This window comes from uncultured Chloroflexus sp., from assembly GCF_937129525.1.
Classification (GTDB): domain Bacteria; phylum Chloroflexota; class Chloroflexia; order Chloroflexales; family Chloroflexaceae; genus Chloroflexus.
Map to the genome: position 1 here is coordinate 25,816 of NZ_CAKZNK010000015.1, position 16,737 is coordinate 42,552.

Genomic DNA, 16,737 nt, shown 5'->3' on the forward strand with positions numbered 1-16,737 from the left:
TAAGGTTATGACCTCACGGTTGCAAGAAGCGGAAGCGTTAGTCTGGCACCGATTGGCCCCATTGGGCCAATCCCAATCATTCCGCCGTCATAGCTCGATCTACACCCCGGCCCAACCGGCGCAGACGATCTATTTGCTGGCGAGTGGTCAGGTTGGTTTACACCTTGCGTCACGTGAAGGCCGGCTGTTAACGGTGCGCGTGGTTGAGCAGGGGCAGACGTTTGGTTTGAGTGCCATCGAGCGCGATGTAGCGTATGATACCTTTGCTGAAGCATTGACGCCAGTGCGGGCGCTGGCCGTGCCACGCGCTGAGGCGCTGCGAGTGATGGCTACCGATGGCGATCTGGTTGCTGCAATGCTCGAACTACTCGGTCAGCAGCGTTTGCTCGTCAGCCGCCGGATCGAAGAAGTGGCGTTTAAGTCGGTGCCAGCCCGGCTGGCTTCCGTATTGCTGGAAATGTCGGAAACGCAACCACTTGCCGCGCCGCAGCCGGCTCGCTTACCGCGTCGCACTCATCAACAACTGGCTGACATGATCAATGCGTATCGCGAGACGGTTACCAAGGTGATCAATCAGTTTCGCGATGCTCGCCTGCTTGATGTTGATAGCTCAGGTATCACTCTGCTTAATCCGTCGCGCTTGCGCGAGCTGGCGCAAAGCTAACCAGGTTGTTTCTTACCGGATAACACGATCCGAAAATTAAATTACTTACAATGCGCCTGTTCGATCCTGATCAGCGCATTGTCTGCTCGGTCTGAGCGCGCGCTTTGCGTTGACGCAGGTGCTCGCGTCGCACAACCAGTTTCCACCATAACCCGATTAATTGTACGAAGGTGCGCCAGAGGCGAGGAAAGTTGAAAAATTGGCTCTTGCCGTAGGTGCGATGATAGTGATGTACCGGAACTTCGGCAAAGCGATAGCCGGAATCTTGCAGTTTTTTCACCAGTTCGAGACAGATCGTGCCACTATCCGACTCTAGCTCAATATTGTCAAAGACGTGGCGTCGAATCAGGCGAAAATCACAATCAACGTCGCGTAGTTTAAACCCAAAGAGGAATTTGACCGTGTGATGGTAGATTCGGCCAATAATGATCCGATGCAGCGGATCGCCGCGATCAATCTTCCAGCCGTTGACAATATCGATGTCTTCACGCAATGCCGGCAAAAGCAACTTTAGTTCACGCGGGTCGTATTGCGCATCGCCGTCGGTGTAAAAAATCAGGTCTTTGGTCGCTTTCGCAAAGCCTACCCTGAGTGCTCCCCCATAGCCGAGCGCTTGCCGATGAGTGTAGACCCGCAGTTTGTCGTAGCGCTTCGCTAACGACTCAAGCACCTCAACAGTATAGTCAGTGCTCCCATTCTCAACGACGATTACTTCATAATCGTCGGTAATCTCTTCGAGCGTTTCAATCGCTGCAACAACCATGCTGCCAATTGTGCCGGCATCGTTGCAGGCGGGGAAAAAGACGCTAATACTGGGCCGGTTATTCATACCGTGAAACTCCCTGCACCATTGAGTTGATTGCCGGCTGATTATAGCACACTGTTGCCTGCTAGATAAGCCGGCACAAGGTTGTTGTGTGGCTGCTGTTGTGCCGGTAGCGTCAGGACTGCCACGTCGAGATGTCGTATCCGCAATGCGCAGTAACGCAATGTGGTAACGATGCACAGAACTGTCCGTGGTAGCGCTGGCGTGAGTATGTTATCATGCCTGTAACAGGCGCGTGGCGGAGCGAGGACGTTTATGGAAACCATTCTCTCATGGCTGTTGCTCATGATGATCCTGCTTTCGATCTGGTATGTAGTGGCATATCTGGTCGCGTTTTACTATCTACGCGAACGGATGTTGTTTTTGCCGGTGGCGCAGTGGTTGCTGGTTGGGATCGGCCTTGGTTCGATCATTATCACCAACGGTACGCCGGTGCTGTTATGGGTGATGGCGCCGTTGCTGATCGGTCTGGCGCTGGCCGGGATCTGGCGACGACATCCGCGCGGTCTGGCTCTGGTGCTGCGTTCGTACCCGCGTGGCACCCTCGATCTGCTGGCGTTTCGGCGGCCCGTGTTCGATTTGAAACGTCGCGTGCGCACCAAGTAGCTGCTATTGCGCTGCCGCCACGGCATGCCTGATGATGCCCGCTCAGGCAAAAAATGCCCAATCGCGTGTTCGCTCACCTGTCTGGCAGGATAATAACCGATAATGAGAGATGAATTGATCGCTGCACTATTGCGCGTCGTCGATCCCGTCATCGTACTGCGACGTCGCGAAGAGTTAATCCTTTACGAATACGATGGTTCAGCACTCGATCAGGGCATGCCAGAGGTCGTAGTCGTGCCGCGCACTACGGCTGAAGTTGCTGCATGTGTGCGGGTAGCAGCGCAGCTTGGCGCGCCGATTGTGGCGCGCGGCGCCGGTACCGGCCTGGCCGGTGGTTCAGTTCCCGAACAAGGGGGATTGGTCATTTCTCTCACCCGGCTTAACCGCATTCTCGCCATCGATCCCCTTGCCCGCACAGCTCGCGTTCAACCCGGTGTGATCAATGCCGATCTGAGCATGGCAGCGGCGCCTTACGGCCTTCACTTCGCCCCTGATCCAAGCAGTCAACGCGCCAGTACGATTGGCGGCAACATTGCGACGAATGCCGGCGGGCCACATTGCCTCAAATATGGCGTAACAACCAATCATGTTCTGGCCGCTACAGTCGTGTTGAGTGATGGCCGCGTGATCGAGGTGGGCAGCGCTGCTCTCGATACGCCTGGCTATGATTTGCTTGGTGTGATTGTCGGAAGTGAAGGGACCCTGGGGATCGTCACCGAGGCTTTAGTCAGGCTTACCCCCAACCCGGAAGCAATTCAAACCTTTCTGGCCATCTACGACGATCTTGACGCCGCTAGCGCGACAGTCTCGGCGATTATTGCGCGTGGAATTATTCCCGCTGCGCTTGAAATGCTGGTCGGTCAGGGGATTGCAGCAGTTGAGGCGGCAGTTCACGCCGGTTACCCGGCTGATGCGCGGGCAGTGTTGTTGATCGAGATCGATGGTCTGCGGGAAGAGGTCGCAGCGCAGGCAGTCCAGATCGATGCCCTTTGCCGTCAGTACGGCGCGCGTGAATTACGCGCGGCCCGCGATGAAGCGCAGCGGGCAAAATTGTGGGCCGGGCGGAAAGGCGCCCTGGCCGCTTGTGCCCGGATCGCACCACACTATCACATCCAGGATGGAGTTGTGCCTCGCTCGCGCTTGCCTGAACTGCTGCGCCTGACCGAAGCGGTTGCCAATCGTCACCAGATTACCATTGTTAACATCTTCCACGCCGGTGATGGTAATCTTCACCCGCTCCTTCTCTTCGACCTGCGCCATCCCGGTGCGCTAGAACGAGCCATTGCCGCCGGTGAAGAGATTTTGCAGGCCTGTGTTGCTGCTGGCGGTACCATCAGCGGTGAGCACGGTATCGGGATCGAGAAGCGTGATTATCTGGGATGGATCTTCAACTCAGCCGATCTGGCCGCTTTTGCCGATCTGCGAGCCGTATTTGATCCCTCTGGCGTGATGAATCCCTGTAAGTTGTTGCCTCACGGTAGTAGTTGTGCCGATATTCGTTACGCCCGTGGCGCGTTGCGGGCAGTGGATCGAGGAGCCTGGATCTGATGCAGAGATATGACGCGCAGATGAAGACGCCGTCAATGCTGTCGCCAACTGCTTACATGCTGGGTGGGAAGGCGCCACAGCGAGTTGCCCAACCGGCAACAATTGCTGATGTCGCCACTATCGTGACCGAAGCGGCTCGCACTCAAACCGCAGTGGCGATCTGGGGAGCTGGTACCCGGCAGTTTGTCGTCAATCCGCCGCAACGCTACGATCTGGCGCTCGATCTGCGCTGTCTTACTCGGGTCGTTGAATACCAGCCTGCCGATCTGGTGGTCACGTTCGAAGCCGGGTGCCCGCTTGAAGCTGCGCAGGCAGTTCTGGCCGAACACGGGCAGTGGTTGCCCTGGGATCCGCCAGTTTCGGCAACGGCCACTATCGGTGGTCTGCTGGCCACAGCGGCATGGGGGCCGTTGCGGCTCGGCTACGGTGGGCCGCGTGAGTGGTTGCTCGGCATGCAAGTTGTGCTTGGTGATGGCCGGATCGTGCATAGCGGTGGACGAGTGGTCAAGAATGTCGCCGGTTATGACACTCATAAATTGCACCTGGGGGCCTGCGGCACGCTAGGCGTGATCGTGGCGGCAACCTTCAAAGTGGCCCCACTGCCGGAATACAAAGCTTCGTTGCAGGCAACCTTTCCTACGCTGGCCGCCGCTTTCCAGGCCGCAGCAGCCATCCGGCAACCACCATTGCAACCGGTGGCGCTCACCATCCGGCTCACCGATGCGGTGAAGCTGATCGCTCGATTTGCCGGTGTGGCGACTGCAGTGGAACGTCAATTAGCGCAGGCGATAGCGATATGTTCCCAAACGGGTGAGGTAACGAACTGCGCAGATGATCAACACCTATGGGAGTCGCTCTATCTCATACCGGCGGTTGACGATCTTTTGCTACGCATTGGCGTGCCTGATGATAAACTGGCTGCTGCGGTGGAAGCGGTGCGGCTTGCCGCGCCGCCCGATCTGGCCATCTTTCCCGGCCTGGGCTTGCTGATAGCGCGATGGCCAGTCACGGTAGTAGACAATCTGGCGACATTACGTCAAACCCTGGCTATCGCGGGTGGATATGTCGTTGTTGAACATAGCCCGGTCGGAATCGATCGGTGGGGTCCGCCGCCGCCAAACATCGATCTGATGCGCTCGCTGCGGCAGCGCTGGGATCCGGCAGGTATTCTCAATCCGGGTCGCTGGATGGTAGCCTGACCAGGACAATACCGACACCTGTAGCTGGAGGAGACTTCGGCATCTGCGTTGGAATATTGACTGAAGGAGAAAATGATGGCGCTGCTCGGTTCTCTGATTGCGTTAGGCGCGGCCCTGGTCTTCGCCGCGCTCGCGGTTGCAACGCTCTGGGGTGGCTGGCAGGCAGTGCGACGGGAATTAGTGCGCGGGTTTGTAAGTGCCAATCCTTCAACTGTCGAACGACTCTGGAGCCTCTTCTTAACCGTGGTGCCGTTGTTGGGTGCTGTGCTGCTCGGCTTGCTGGCGGCATGGCGCATTTTCCAGGTGGCCCTCGGTCTTGGATAAAGGAGAAATGTGTATGACTCGTCCACGTCCGGTGGTGTTGATTATTATGGACGGATGGGGGATTGCCCCACCCGGCCCCGGCAATGCAGCCGATCTGGCCGATACACCGCGCGTTGATGCCTGGATGGCGACTTGTCCTTTTACCACGCTGGGAGCATCCGGTTTAGATGTAGGTCTGCCAGAAGGGCAGATCGGCAATTCTGAGGTCGGCCATCTCAATATCGGCGCCGGATTTGTGGTGTATCAGGAACTCACGCGGATTAGTAAAGCTATTGCCGATGGCGACTTTTTCCACAACCCGGCCTTGCTCCAGGCTATCGAGCATGTCAGGCAGCACAACTCGGCTCTCCATTTGATGGGGTTGTTTGGGCCAGGGGGTGTTCACGCTCACGAAGATCATCTGCACGCGCTTCTCGAATTAGCCCATCGCCATCATCTTCGCCGTGTCTATCTCCATCTGTTCCTTGATGGGCGTGATGTGTTACCGCGTAGCGCGCTCGGTTTCCTTGACACCCTGGAAGGAGTTATCGCTCGGCTGGGCACGGGTGAGATTGCCTCGGTGTCGGGTCGGTATTACGCCATGGATCGAGATAAGCGTTGGGAGCGCACCGGTCGCGCGTATGCCGCGCTGGTTGATGGAGTGGGGGAAAAAGCGACTTCGGCGCGCGCAGCTATCGAGGCCTCTTACGCTGCTGATGTCAGCGATGAGTTCGTGTTGCCAACAGTTATTGTTGATGCCGAGGGCGCGCCGGTGGCAACAGTGCGCGATGGCGATGCGGTGATCTTCACCAACTTTCGCCCGGATCGCGGTCGCCAGTTGACCCGTGCTTTCGTCGATCCCGAACTCAATCAGCGAATTACCCAGCACTATGAGCGTCAGCGCGCCGAAGGTCAGCCACTGCCGGCGCAGATCTGGCAGCGTCCACGTCAGTTGCGCGATCTCTGCTTTGTAACCATGACCCAGTATGAAGAGGGTCTGCCGGTATTGGTGGCTTTCCCGCCGCGGTATGTTACAGACCCACTGGCAGCAGTGATTAGTCAGGCAGGAATGCGTCAGTTCCATATTGCCGAAACCGAGAAGTATCCTCACGTGACCTTCTTCCTCAATGGCGGGCGTGAGGAACCATTCCCTGGCGAGGATCGCCAGCTTATTCCCTCGCCGAAAGTCGCCACGTATGATCTCAAGCCGGAAATGAGTGCGCCAGAAGTGACCGACGCGCTCTTACAGGCGATTGAACGTGATCAGTACGATTTCATTGTCGTCAATTACGCCAATCCCGATATGGTTGGTCATACCGGCAGTATTCCTGCCGTGATCAAAGCCTGTGAAGCGGTCGATGCCGGGCTGGCGAGAGTGGTTCCGGCGATTCTGGAACGAGGTGGCGTAGCGCTGGTCATCGCCGATCACGGCAATGCCGAGCAGATGATCGACCCGGAAACGGGTGGGCCGCATACTGCCCACACGACCAATCCGGTGCCATGCTTCTTGATCGGTGGTCCTGGCTACAGCAAAGACGAGATCAGTCTGCGGAGTGGCGGTCGCCTGGCCGATGTCGCGCCGACATTGCTTGAGCTACTGGAATTGCCGCCAGCAGCCGACATGACTGGCCAGAGCCTGATCGCGCGACGACAATAGTTCTGCCAGCCAAAGGGTAGTATGCTTCGCGCTGTGAGACCGTTTTCGACCCGGTAGGAATGCGCATTCCTACCGGGCTGGCAGCGGCAAACGGATGCAGGTCAGGTGTCACCGTGAGAGGAAATGGGAATACGCTGGTCAGAACAGTTCCTGCCGTTCACTGCGCCAGCTTGCGCACATACGCCAGCAATTCGTCGCGTCGATACCGACCCTTATACAACACAACCGCTCCACATCTGGCCAGCACACTTAATTCATCGGCTTGTAATGACCTGGCCGTGACAACAATCACCGGTGTTGATAATTCCGACCGCAGCTCGCGGAGTAAATCGATCCCATCGCCGTCGGGCAGCATCAGGTCGAGGATGACCAGCTTAGGCCGGGCGTTGCGCCACAACATAGCCCCCACCGCCACACTACCAGCCTCGATCACATTCCATCCTTCCCTTTCCAGAACACGCCGGATCATCAATCGAGTTGATACTTCGTCTTCAATGACCAGAATTGACGAGGCTGTCGATTGTGATCGGGCAATCAAGCTATGCAATGTCTCGACGACAGCGGTCGCTTCGCCGGGCCAGACTGCCCGTCCTGTTCCAGGTTCACCTTCATCAGTCGGCGCAAGCCAGACAATCGGCACCTGCAACCAGCCGGCTGCGTGCAACATCGCCTCGGTTGACGCGCGATCCGGCGGGAGATCGATCAGGAGCGCAACCGGTGGACGGTGCAGATGGGCAATTGCCTCCTCAAGACTGGCAGTCTGTCGCGCGTGCCAGCCAACCTGCTCGAGCGCGGATTGCAACGTATGTGCCTCAGTTGCAGTTATCAGCACCAGATCAGGTTGCGGCAAGGCGCTCGTCGATATGGGACCATCTTCTGATGTTTGTGGAAAGGTGATTGGAATGCGAATTGTGAAGGTGAGACCGCCCGGATGCTCTGATCGCGCCGACAACGTTCCACCCATCAACTCACACAATCGGCAACTCAGAGCCACTCCTGTGCTTTCGTCTGAGCGACGTGGTTCGGCAGGCGACAGGGCAAAGGGAGTGAGCAGAGCGCGTAGATGTGATTCGCTCAGCGCCGGACCGGTATCGCTGATGACCAGTTCAAAGAACGTACCCTGGTCGGCGACAGTGAACCGCCGGGCCTGCACAGTTACGACTCCACGATGAGTGGTAGCAGCCGCAAACCGTAACGGATGGATCAATATCTGGCGCAATCGTTGCAGGTCAGCAACAATCATGCCTGAATGCGGAGAACGATTGATGACCAGCCGGTTGTAATTGCTGTCGATCAGAGGCTTGATTTCATTCAGCACATCATCAAGCAGCGAATCAATTGCGAAAGGCTCTGGTTGTAACGCAAGCGTTCCGGCCTCGATCTTGGCGCTATCAAGCAGAATGTTCAACTGCGCCAACAACTGCCGACCGGCGCGCATAATCTTTGCTGCATCTTCTGCCGCTGCCGGTTGACCGGCGAGCGCTTCATGCAGCACTTCTCCTATCGACACGATAATATTGAGACGATGGCGAACAACCTGATCAAATCGCGCCAGGAAAGCCATCCGTTCACGGTTGACAGACTCGGCAATCTCTTTAGCCTGCTGCAACGATGCCATCAAATGTCCGCGCGTGATGGCATGTCCGGCCAGTTGCGCAGCAATATTCAGATTGGCAATTTCATCGTTCGTAAAAGCGTTAGGCTGCGGACGGTAGATCACCAGCAGGGCATGCGGTTGCTCGTGGCAGTGAATGATAGCAACAATAGCTGATCCTTGCGCGTAGGGCAGGGATTTGATCTGATGCTGGCTGAGATCGTCGATGTAGAATGGGCTACCCGACCCGGTCATCAGAAGCGGTGGCGCTGACAGTTTCAACAGCGGATTGTGCCGATAGCCATCGGTCGCGCGCGGCGACCAGAAACCATCTGAATCACGGACGTAAACTCCAATTCGATCATCTGGCTCTTTGCCGGTTGCCAGGGTTTCAACCAGTCTGCGGTAAATGGTGCCTTCATCATTCAGTCCACTCAAGACCAGACTCAAATCGATCAAAACCTGCTCGCCGCGACTACGACGGCGCTCGCGCGCCAGTAGTGCTTCATTGTTGGCCAGCGTGCGCTGCAACTGGGCGGTGCGCTGATTAACCCGCTCTTCAAGATGGGCAATCGTATCATTCAGGTCGGCAGTTAGTCGCGCCAGGGCGCGCGCCAGTTCACCGATCTCATCGGTGCCGATAAGAGGAATTGGTGTATCGCGCCAACCGCTGGATACCCGGCGGGCTGCGGCGGTGAGGGTTATCAATGGGCGGGTAAAGTAGCGGTGAATCAACCAGCCCAACGCGATAAAGATAGCCGCGCTGCTGCCGATCATCCAAAAGATCAGGCCGTATGCAATGAATGTTGCTTGTTCAAGCAGCACCGTTATCTGTGCCTGCTCTGTGGCTGCTATCAGAGCCGCCTCCTCGATGGTGTGTAACAACGTATCAAGGTGTTTGTGCAGATTGCCAGAAGAGATCGCTAGCTCGCGCTCAAACTCGATCAGTTGTAAAAGGGTGTTGCGGTAATCGGCAATGCTCTGCTGCGCAGTAAAGCTTTCAGCAGCAAGCGCGTTGGTGGCAGCAGCCTCTAACTGATTGAGCAGGTCGAGCACATCGTCGATGTGTTCCGGCTGTCTGCCAGTCAGGTATGCAAACTCCGCCAATCCAAGCTTGCGCTCCAGTTCTCGCAGGTCAGGTTCGTTATGAGACAGGATCGCCGCAAGCTGTTGTCGCGCCGCTTGCAGGCGCTCGATCAGTTGATCGGGCCGGCGTTGTTCAAGCTGAAACGCTATCTGGTAGAAAGTAGTTTGATACTGCCAGATCAGGTGGGCAATTTGTTGCTCTAACGCCGCTAGCGAGGGAATGTCAGCGCTGAGCGCGCTGAGTTTTGCTTGCGCCTGGAGTGCGTTGAGGATTGATGTGGTGTAGTTAACGATCGTTTGTGGATCAACTGACCGATGATGAGCTGCTGCCTCAATGAGAAGGTGGTCATGAAGCTGCGCAGTTAGCAGAGCGATGTTCAATTGTTGTGTCGCTTCAAGCGCTTGCGCTACCTGTTGCAGGCGGTGATTGGCCTGTTGGTTGAGCGTAGCATAACGCCAAAAGATCACAATCGAAACTAACAGAACGCATGCAATGACGCTGATAAGGCCGGCTGCCAGGCGACGACGAAGTTTTGGCGTAGCTGGTGTCATTGCTGCACCTCTGTCGAAACCGGGCCGTGATGGCAATCACACGCAGTCAACGTGCTATGAATTGCGCAGAGTGCTTCGTCGATACGCGCGATCTGCGCTCTGGAAGCTTGATCTGGCCTCGTCTTCGGGCGGTTTCTTGAGACATCGAGCAGCTTGTTCCACCTGCGCCTGAAATAATCCGGCGCGGGCTGACGATATCCCGCGCCGAAACGGTCTCGCTGGCGCCTCTGTGAACGCTGTCCGGTCAGATCGAGCGAATAATGGCTGATTGCAGAAGCAAGCAGACAGCGTGTAACTAATGGTTGTGCGTCATCACACTGAGTGCCTTTGTGATTGATAAGAACCTGGGTATACAGTAGTAGCGCGACAATCGACAGGCCAGCAGATTTTATGTCAGCGCTGGCGAAAACACGCAGCGTCGTTTGCTGATGGTTGGAAGCGCGCGACAGAGAGGGCCTCCATCCGATCATGATGAAGTGCAGGCGGAGATGTTGTGCAGGAAGCAGCATCATGAGAAGGTATAAAATTTTCGTGTAACGCCAGATAATCTCACGCGGTTTAGATCATAGCATAGTTGTATTACCAGTTTTTGTCGTAGCGATGCATCGGTATCGCCCAAAAGCAGAGTATAATGAAAGTCGCCTGTCCGACCCGGCAAAGGAGAGAGAGGAATATGTCTGCTCGCCGTCAGCGCTGGGAGTTTCGTCCATCGGCGCCTGCTCCCTTTATCGAACAGCTTGGCTTACCGCCATTGCTGGCTACACTACTCTATCAACGCGGCCTGCGTGAACCTGCGGTAGCCAGCGCCTTTCTCACTGCCGACTACAGTACTGGCCTGCACGATCCCTTGCAAATGCGCGGGATGGCGGCAGCCGCAGCGCGGATCGCAACCGCCATCGATCGCGGCGAAGTGATGGCAGTGTATGGCGATTTCGATGTTGATGGCGTGACGGCAGTTGCGTTATTAACCCAGGCGATTGGCGCTATGGGTGGAAAGATTCGACCCTACATTCCTCATCGTGCCCGGGAAGGCTATGGTCTTAACAATCTCGCCATCAACCAGCTAGCTGCCGATGGGGTGCGCGTGCTGATTACCGTTGATTGCGGTATCTCTAACTATACCGAAGTTGCGGAAGCGAATCAGTTGGGGATGGATGTCGTTGTTACCGATCACCACCATCCACCAGCAAAATTGCCACCGGCGCTGGCGGTAGTCAATCCCAAACAACCTGATTGCGCCTACCCCTTCAAAGAACTGGTCGGGGTTGGGATCGCCTTCAAGCTGGTGCAGGCGTTGGCCCGCTATGGCAAGCGTCCGGCTCACTTGCGCGGACGCGATCTGCTCGATCTGGTGGCGTTAGGAACCGTGGCCGACATGGGGCCATTGCAGGGCGAGAATCGGGTGCTGGTGCGCGCCGGCCTGATAGCGCTCAACGAAACCTCTCGCCCCGGCGCGCGCGCATTAATTGCGGCAGCCGGACTGACACCGGGGTTAATCGATAGTGGTTCCATTGCGTTTGCGCTGGCGCCGCGCCTGAATGCGGCTGGTCGGCTGGATGAAGCGCGGCGCGCTTACGAACTACTGCTTACAAATGATCGCAGCAAGGCTGAAGAGCTGGCTATTGGATTAAACACGACTAACCGCGAGCGGCAGGCGCTGACCCGTCAATTGCAGACGATGGCCGAAGAGCAGGTAGCGCAGAGCGGGAAAGCCGAACAGCCATTGATAGTGCTTTCCAGTCCGCATTTCAACGCCGGAGTGATCGGTCTGGTTGCCGCGCGCCTGGTTGAAACGTATCACCGCCCTGTCGTTGTGATCGAGCAGGGTACGGAAACTTCACGCGGATCGGCCCGTTCGATCCCCGGCTTCAGCATCATCGATCTCTTCGATCAGTGCGCCGACCTCTTTGTGCGTTACGGTGGTCATGCCGCTGCCGCCGGCTTTACGATTGCCACGCCGCAACTGGCGGCGCTCGAACAACGGTTGCTGATGTTAGGTCACCAGCATCTGAGCGAAGAGCAACTTGTGCCGCGACTGATGCTTGATGCGATTGTGCCGCTCGATGAGCTATCGTGGGAGCTATATGCCGGTATCCAGCAGCTTGAACCGTTTGGGCAGGGTAACCCACAACCGGTATTCATGGCGCCGAATGTCAAGGTGCTCGATCCGCAACCAACCGGCAATGGCGCGCATCTCCGTATGCGCGCGCAGGTTGGCAAATCTGTATTCGAAGCGATTGGTTTTCATTTTGGTCGTTTTGCCGAGGCGCTCCAGCGCCACTCAACTATCGACCTGGCCTATCAGCTTGCAGTAGACGAATGGAACGGCCAGCGGCGCATGCGTTTGCTGGTGCGCGATTTTCGTCGCGCGGCAAAGATGTGAGATCGGTGGATGAGAACGCGCCGTTATGCAAAACGCCGCCCTGCACGCCATCCGTGCAGGGCGGTATCGTGAGACCGGACGCGAGGCGCTAAGCGTCAGGCTGATTGGCGGCTGGAGGTTGCGGGCGTCGCCCGGGTAACGAGCGCGTGCCCCACAATGACTGAAGATGCTGGAGCGCGCCGCCGGTGCGTCGGTCGAGTAACATCACAAAGCGACTCGCGTTCACCACTCCCAAACGCTCAACCAATGCCATCCATCCTTCCTCGATCAACCGGGTCTCAGACTGATTCATCGCATCTGCTCCTTCACTAACTGGAGGTCAGCCTCGACCATCATCCGCACCAGTTCGGGGAACGTGGTGCGTGGTTGCCAGCCGAGCTTCTGGCGGGCCTTGGTCGAATCGCCGATCAGCAGATCAACCTCAGCCGGACGCATAAAGCGCTGATCAATCACCACATAATCGCGATAGTCAAGACCGACATAACTAAACGCCAGCTCGCAAAACTCTCGAACTGAATGAGTTTCACCGGTGGCAACGACATAATCTTCGGGCTGATCTTGTTGCAGCATCAGCCACATTGCTTCGACGTAATCACCGGCAAAGCCCCAATCACGACGGGCTTCAAGATTACCCAACCGCAGCTCCTCGTCGAGGCCTAGCTTGATCCGCGCCACACCGTGCGAAATCTTGCGAGTGACAAACTCAAGCCCGCGCCGCGGACTCTCGTGGTTAAACAGGATGCCGGAAGTGGCGTGCATCCCGTAACTTTCGCGATAATTTACTGTAATCCAGTGCCCATAGACCTTGGCGACCCCATACGGGCTGCGTGGATAGAAGGGCGTTGTCTCCTTCTGCGGCACCTCCACCACTTTGCCGAACATTTCACTGCTCGACGCCTGATAAAACCGGATATCGGGGTCAACAATCCGCACCGCATCCAGCAAGCGGGTGACGCCTAAGGCAGTTGTTTCGCCGGTGAAGACCGGTTGCGGCCACGACGTTTGCACAAACGACTGGGCGGCCAGATTGTACACCTCATGCGGGCGATGCTCGCGCAAGATGTGGATCAGCGATACTTCATCGAGCAGATCGCCGCTAACCAGGGTAATCTTGTCTTGAATATGTTTAATTCGCTCGAAGTTAACGGTGCTCGAGCGGCGCACCATACCGATCACCTCATATCCTTTGGCGAGCAGGAATTCGGCGAGATAACTGCCATCCTGCCCGGTAATACCGGTGATCAACGCGCGTCTGGAAGCCATGATTCATTATCCTCTCACTTTAGCAGCGCGAAACGCCAGTGGGCGCACTATGCCCCGGCGCACTAAACTAAAACAATGCTACTATACAATGAGTGGCGATCCGTGTCTGCTAAGCGAGTTACCATTGTTACTGCGTATCTTGTCACTATGAACGAACCCATTGGGCACCGAATTGCGCGCCTGCGTAACGAGCGTGGCTGGACGCAACAGGAACTGGCTGAGCGGCTGGCTATTTCGCGAGTTGCAGTCTCGCACATAGAGTTGGGGCTATCAGTGCCGGGTGAGCGCACCATTACGCTGCTGGCCGGTTTATTCAAATGTGAGCCGTGGCAGCTTGTGGCCGGCACCGATTATCCACCTGCGCGCGCCGAGCGCTTGCCATCTGTAGCCTGTCGCTATACCGAAGTCGAGCTGCAACTGGCATTGTTAGCGCGCGATCGAGCGTGGATCGAACAGATGGGTGCCGTTGCTACGGAGCGAGCAGCCGTCGTGCTTGACGAGTGGCGTTTGCGGCTCGAACGTCTCGAACGCGAAACGTTCGACCGTCGCGAACTGGCGTTGATCGCCGCTGCTCGCCGTGAAATTGATGGATAACTACAATTCACCGTGGGCAGCGGCGACCGCTTTTTGCGCGCCTTCAGCCAGGGTGGCAGCCGGAATCAGTTTCGACTCGGCCAGCAAAGCCCGTCCTGCCTCTTCGTTGGTGCCCACAAGGCGCGCCACCATTGGCACATTGGTTGGCACCTCTTCGAGCGCGGCGATAATGCCACGCGCTACCTCATCGACGCGGGTAATACCGCCGAAGATATTAAACAGCACTGCCTTGACGTTCGGATCCGAGAGGATAATCTGTAATGCTGTCTTGACCTTCTCTTTGCCGGCGCCACCGCCGATGTCAAGGAAGTTGGCCGGTTCGCCACCCGATAGCTTGATGACATCCATCGTTGCCATGGCCAGGCCAGCGCCGTTGACCATGCAGCCGATGTTGCCATCCAGCTTGATGTAGGTGATGCCGGCCTCGCGCGCGCGCCGTTCGGCCTCTGGCTCGGCAGAGGGATCGTGTAGCGCCGCCAGATCGGGGTGGCGAAAGAGCGCACTCTCATCAAGCAGTATCTTCGAGTCGAGCGCGAGCAGACTGCCATCGGCCTTCACAACCAGCGGGTTGATCTCGGCTAGCGATGCGTCATTCTCAACAAATGCTCGATAGAGTGCGCTGGCAATCTGGGCAAACTGCCGCGCCTGCTTGCCGTCGCGCAATCCGATGCGAAATGCCAGTTCTCGAGCCTGAAAATCGAGCAAACCCATGGTGGGGTGAGCTGAAATCTTAATAATCGCTTCTGGCTTGGTTTTGGCAACTTCTTCGATCTCGACGCCACCTTCAGCCGAGGCAATCATTGTAATCCGCTTGCTGCCCCGATCAAGAATGGCCGACAAATAGAACTCGCGCTCGTAGCTGACAGCTTCGGCAACCAGTACCTTTTCGACGGTCAAACCTTTGATATCCATGCCCAAAATCTGGCCGGCAACCTGTTTGGCTTCAGCCGGGTTTTGGGCCAGTTTAACACCGCCCGCCTTGCCGCGCCCGCCTACATGCACCTGCGCTTTGATCACCACAGGCCCACCGATCTGCTCAGCAATTGCGCGCGCCTCCGCCGAAGTTACCGCTACTCCGCCGCCCGTGACCGGAATACCGTAGCGTGCCAGGAGATCACGAGCCTGATATTCATGCAACTTCATGCCAGTTCTCCGCTGCCCGTTGCAGGCTTTGTGTGTCGTTCAGATACAGCTATACCTGATGAGATCTGGACGTAATAACTTTGGGCATAGTAGCATAATGATCGGTGAACTGTCAAACATTTTGTCTGTGCAAAAGCTGTACATGGTATTGATCTTTGCTTGATTTCATGCTTTGTTGATCTGTCAAAGGCTGCGACGAAACGTTTGACAGTTCAAGCGACGGAATTGCCGGTTGGCGATAGCTGGCTCTGGTGACGTGGTCAGCTCTGCCCGGTAACATCACGCCGGTCGATTGCCCGTTCAGCAATCATGGCACTTGATCGAGACCAGATGGTGTTCACGTTACAGCAGTAACCCGTGTTCAGCGCAATCAGGGTGGCGTGGCGATGTTCAGTCGCTGGCCATCTGGTAGCGATTCAGGGCATCGACCGGGAAACTGCATGCAATGAGTTCCTTGACCAGCCCACGCCGTTTGCCGTCGCAGTTGATTTTCCGACTGGCCAGCACGACATCGACTTCGCAGGCGTTGGCATACAGTTGATGGGCCAGTGTCGTTGATGAGTTTGACAACATGACATAACAATTTCGCGCGGCCAGTTGATGAAAGACTGTCGCTAACCGACGCTGTTCGGTTTCATCAAAGCCGCGTCGCGTGTAGCTGGTAAACGATGCTGTCGGGCTGACCGGCACGTATGGCGGGTCGAAGTAGATGAAATCACCCGGTAATGCGCGCTCAAGTACGGTGGCGAAGTCGGCAACACACAGTTCGGCGCTGCTTAAAGCCCGGCTCACTTCACGCAGATTGTCGCTATCCACAATCTGGGGATTTTTGTAATAGCCGAACGGGGCATTAAATTGCCCTTTGTTGTTGAGACGATAGAGGCCGTTATAGCAAGTGCGATTGAGAAAGATAGTGCGCGCTGCCCGTTCTACCAGTGATCGTTGGGCAAAGTCGGGCTGGCGATCCCAGGCCCGAATCTCGTAGAAAAAGTCACGGTCGGTCGCGTATGGGCGCAAATTCTGGAGAAGATCGATCAGTTCGGCAACATGATCGCGTACAGCGCGATAACAATCGATCAATTCAGGATTGAGATCGCTCAAGATGGCGCCATGCCGCAAGCGATCTTGATTCCATAAATAGAAAAAGAGCGCGCCGCCGCCGACAAATGGTTCGTGATAGCGACCAAAGCGCTCGGGAATTCGCTGTGATAGCTCTGGCAAAAGCTGACTTTTGCCGCCAGCCCACTTTAGAAACGGACGCGCAGGCACACACAACCCCCCGGCAGGCACGCTAGACGTACCTGTCCCGCAGACGCGAT

14 protein-coding genes are annotated in these 16,737 nt (G+C 56.7%); 8 read left to right on the forward strand and 6 right to left on the reverse strand.

The window, feature by feature from the left end:
• The first annotated feature begins 7 nt into the window (after window positions 1-7).
• The gene (locus tag Q0650_RS00910; protein WP_298814853.1) at window positions 8-664 is read left to right on the forward strand and encodes a Crp/Fnr family transcriptional regulator; all 657 of its coding nucleotides are present in this window, start codon (window positions 8-10) and stop codon (window positions 662-664) included.
• 70 nt (window positions 665-734) lie between these two features.
• Here Q0650_RS00910 and Q0650_RS00915 read toward each other — a convergent pair whose 3' ends face one another.
• The gene (locus Q0650_RS00915) at window positions 735-1,493 is read right to left on the reverse strand and encodes a glycosyltransferase family 2 protein (protein WP_298814855.1); all 759 of its coding nucleotides are present in this window, start codon (window positions 1,491-1,493) and stop codon (window positions 735-737) included.
• Window positions 1,494-1,745: 252 nt separating this feature from the next.
• Between Q0650_RS00915 and Q0650_RS00920 the strand changes: the two genes are divergently transcribed.
• The 5 genes from Q0650_RS00920 to gpmI all read left to right on the forward strand — a co-directional run bounded on the left by Q0650_RS00920 (window position 1,746) and on the right by gpmI (window position 6,803).
• Window positions 1,746-2,096, forward strand: coding sequence for a hypothetical protein (locus tag Q0650_RS00920; protein WP_298814858.1), 351 nt, complete (start codon window positions 1,746-1,748; stop codon window positions 2,094-2,096).
• Between the two features lie 102 nt (window positions 2,097-2,198).
• Window positions 2,199-3,644, forward strand: a complete 1,446-nt coding sequence (locus Q0650_RS00925; RefSeq protein WP_298814861.1) for an FAD-binding oxidoreductase — start codon at window positions 2,199-2,201, stop codon at window positions 3,642-3,644.
• Window positions 3,644-4,843: an FAD-binding oxidoreductase gene (locus Q0650_RS00930; RefSeq protein WP_298814864.1), complete on the forward strand. Its 1,200-nt coding sequence runs from the start codon at window positions 3,644-3,646 to the stop codon at window positions 4,841-4,843. The genes Q0650_RS00925 and Q0650_RS00930 overlap by 1 nt, the downstream gene beginning before the upstream one ends.
• Window positions 4,844-4,915: 72 nt before the next feature.
• Window positions 4,916-5,167, forward strand: a complete 252-nt coding sequence (locus Q0650_RS00935; protein ID WP_298814867.1) for a hypothetical protein — start codon at window positions 4,916-4,918, stop codon at window positions 5,165-5,167.
• 13 nt (window positions 5,168-5,180) lie between these two features.
• A complete protein-coding gene (gpmI, locus tag Q0650_RS00940) occupies window positions 5,181-6,803 on the forward strand; it encodes a 2,3-bisphosphoglycerate-independent phosphoglycerate mutase (RefSeq protein ID WP_298814869.1) in 1,623 nt (540 codons plus the stop codon).
• 157 nt (window positions 6,804-6,960) lie between these two features.
• Here the strand turns inward: gpmI and Q0650_RS00945 are convergent, their stop codons facing one another.
• Window positions 6,961-10,035: a response regulator gene (locus Q0650_RS00945; RefSeq protein WP_298814871.1), complete on the reverse strand. Its 3,075-nt coding sequence runs from the start codon at window positions 10,033-10,035 to the stop codon at window positions 6,961-6,963.
• A 673-nt stretch (window positions 10,036-10,708) separates the two neighbouring features.
• Here Q0650_RS00945 and recJ point away from each other — a divergent pair.
• Window positions 10,709-12,418 (forward strand): single-stranded-DNA-specific exonuclease RecJ, encoded by a 1,710-nt coding sequence (gene recJ, locus Q0650_RS00950; RefSeq protein ID WP_298814874.1) that lies wholly within the window; start codon window positions 10,709-10,711, stop codon window positions 12,416-12,418.
• An 88-nt stretch (window positions 12,419-12,506) separates the two neighbouring features.
• Here recJ and Q0650_RS00955 read toward each other — a convergent pair whose 3' ends face one another.
• Both Q0650_RS00955 and gmd read right to left on the reverse strand, forming a co-directional pair.
• Window positions 12,507-12,710: a hypothetical protein gene (locus tag Q0650_RS00955; RefSeq protein WP_298814877.1), complete on the reverse strand. Its 204-nt coding sequence runs from the start codon at window positions 12,708-12,710 to the stop codon at window positions 12,507-12,509.
• Window positions 12,707-13,681, reverse strand: coding sequence for a GDP-mannose 4,6-dehydratase (gene gmd / locus Q0650_RS00960; RefSeq protein ID WP_298814880.1), 975 nt, complete (start codon window positions 13,679-13,681; stop codon window positions 12,707-12,709). The genes Q0650_RS00955 and gmd overlap by 4 nt, the downstream gene beginning before the upstream one ends.
• Window positions 13,682-13,783: 102 nt before the next feature.
• Between gmd and Q0650_RS00965 the strand changes: the two genes are divergently transcribed.
• Window positions 13,784-14,275 (forward strand): helix-turn-helix domain-containing protein, encoded by a 492-nt coding sequence (locus Q0650_RS00965; RefSeq protein ID WP_298814882.1) that lies wholly within the window; start codon window positions 13,784-13,786, stop codon window positions 14,273-14,275.
• Here the strand turns inward: Q0650_RS00965 and sucC are convergent, their stop codons facing one another.
• Window positions 14,276-15,418 carry an ADP-forming succinate--CoA ligase subunit beta gene (sucC, locus tag Q0650_RS00970; RefSeq protein ID WP_298814884.1) on the reverse strand — a complete coding sequence of 381 codons (1,143 nt, stop codon included), beginning with the start codon at window positions 15,416-15,418 and terminating at the stop codon, window positions 14,276-14,278.
• A gap of 390 nt (window positions 15,419-15,808) precedes the next feature.
• The gene (locus Q0650_RS00975; RefSeq protein ID WP_298814886.1) at window positions 15,809-16,687 is read right to left on the reverse strand and encodes a DNA adenine methylase; all 879 of its coding nucleotides are present in this window, start codon (window positions 16,685-16,687) and stop codon (window positions 15,809-15,811) included.
• Between the last annotated feature and the right edge of the window lie 50 nt (window positions 16,688-16,737).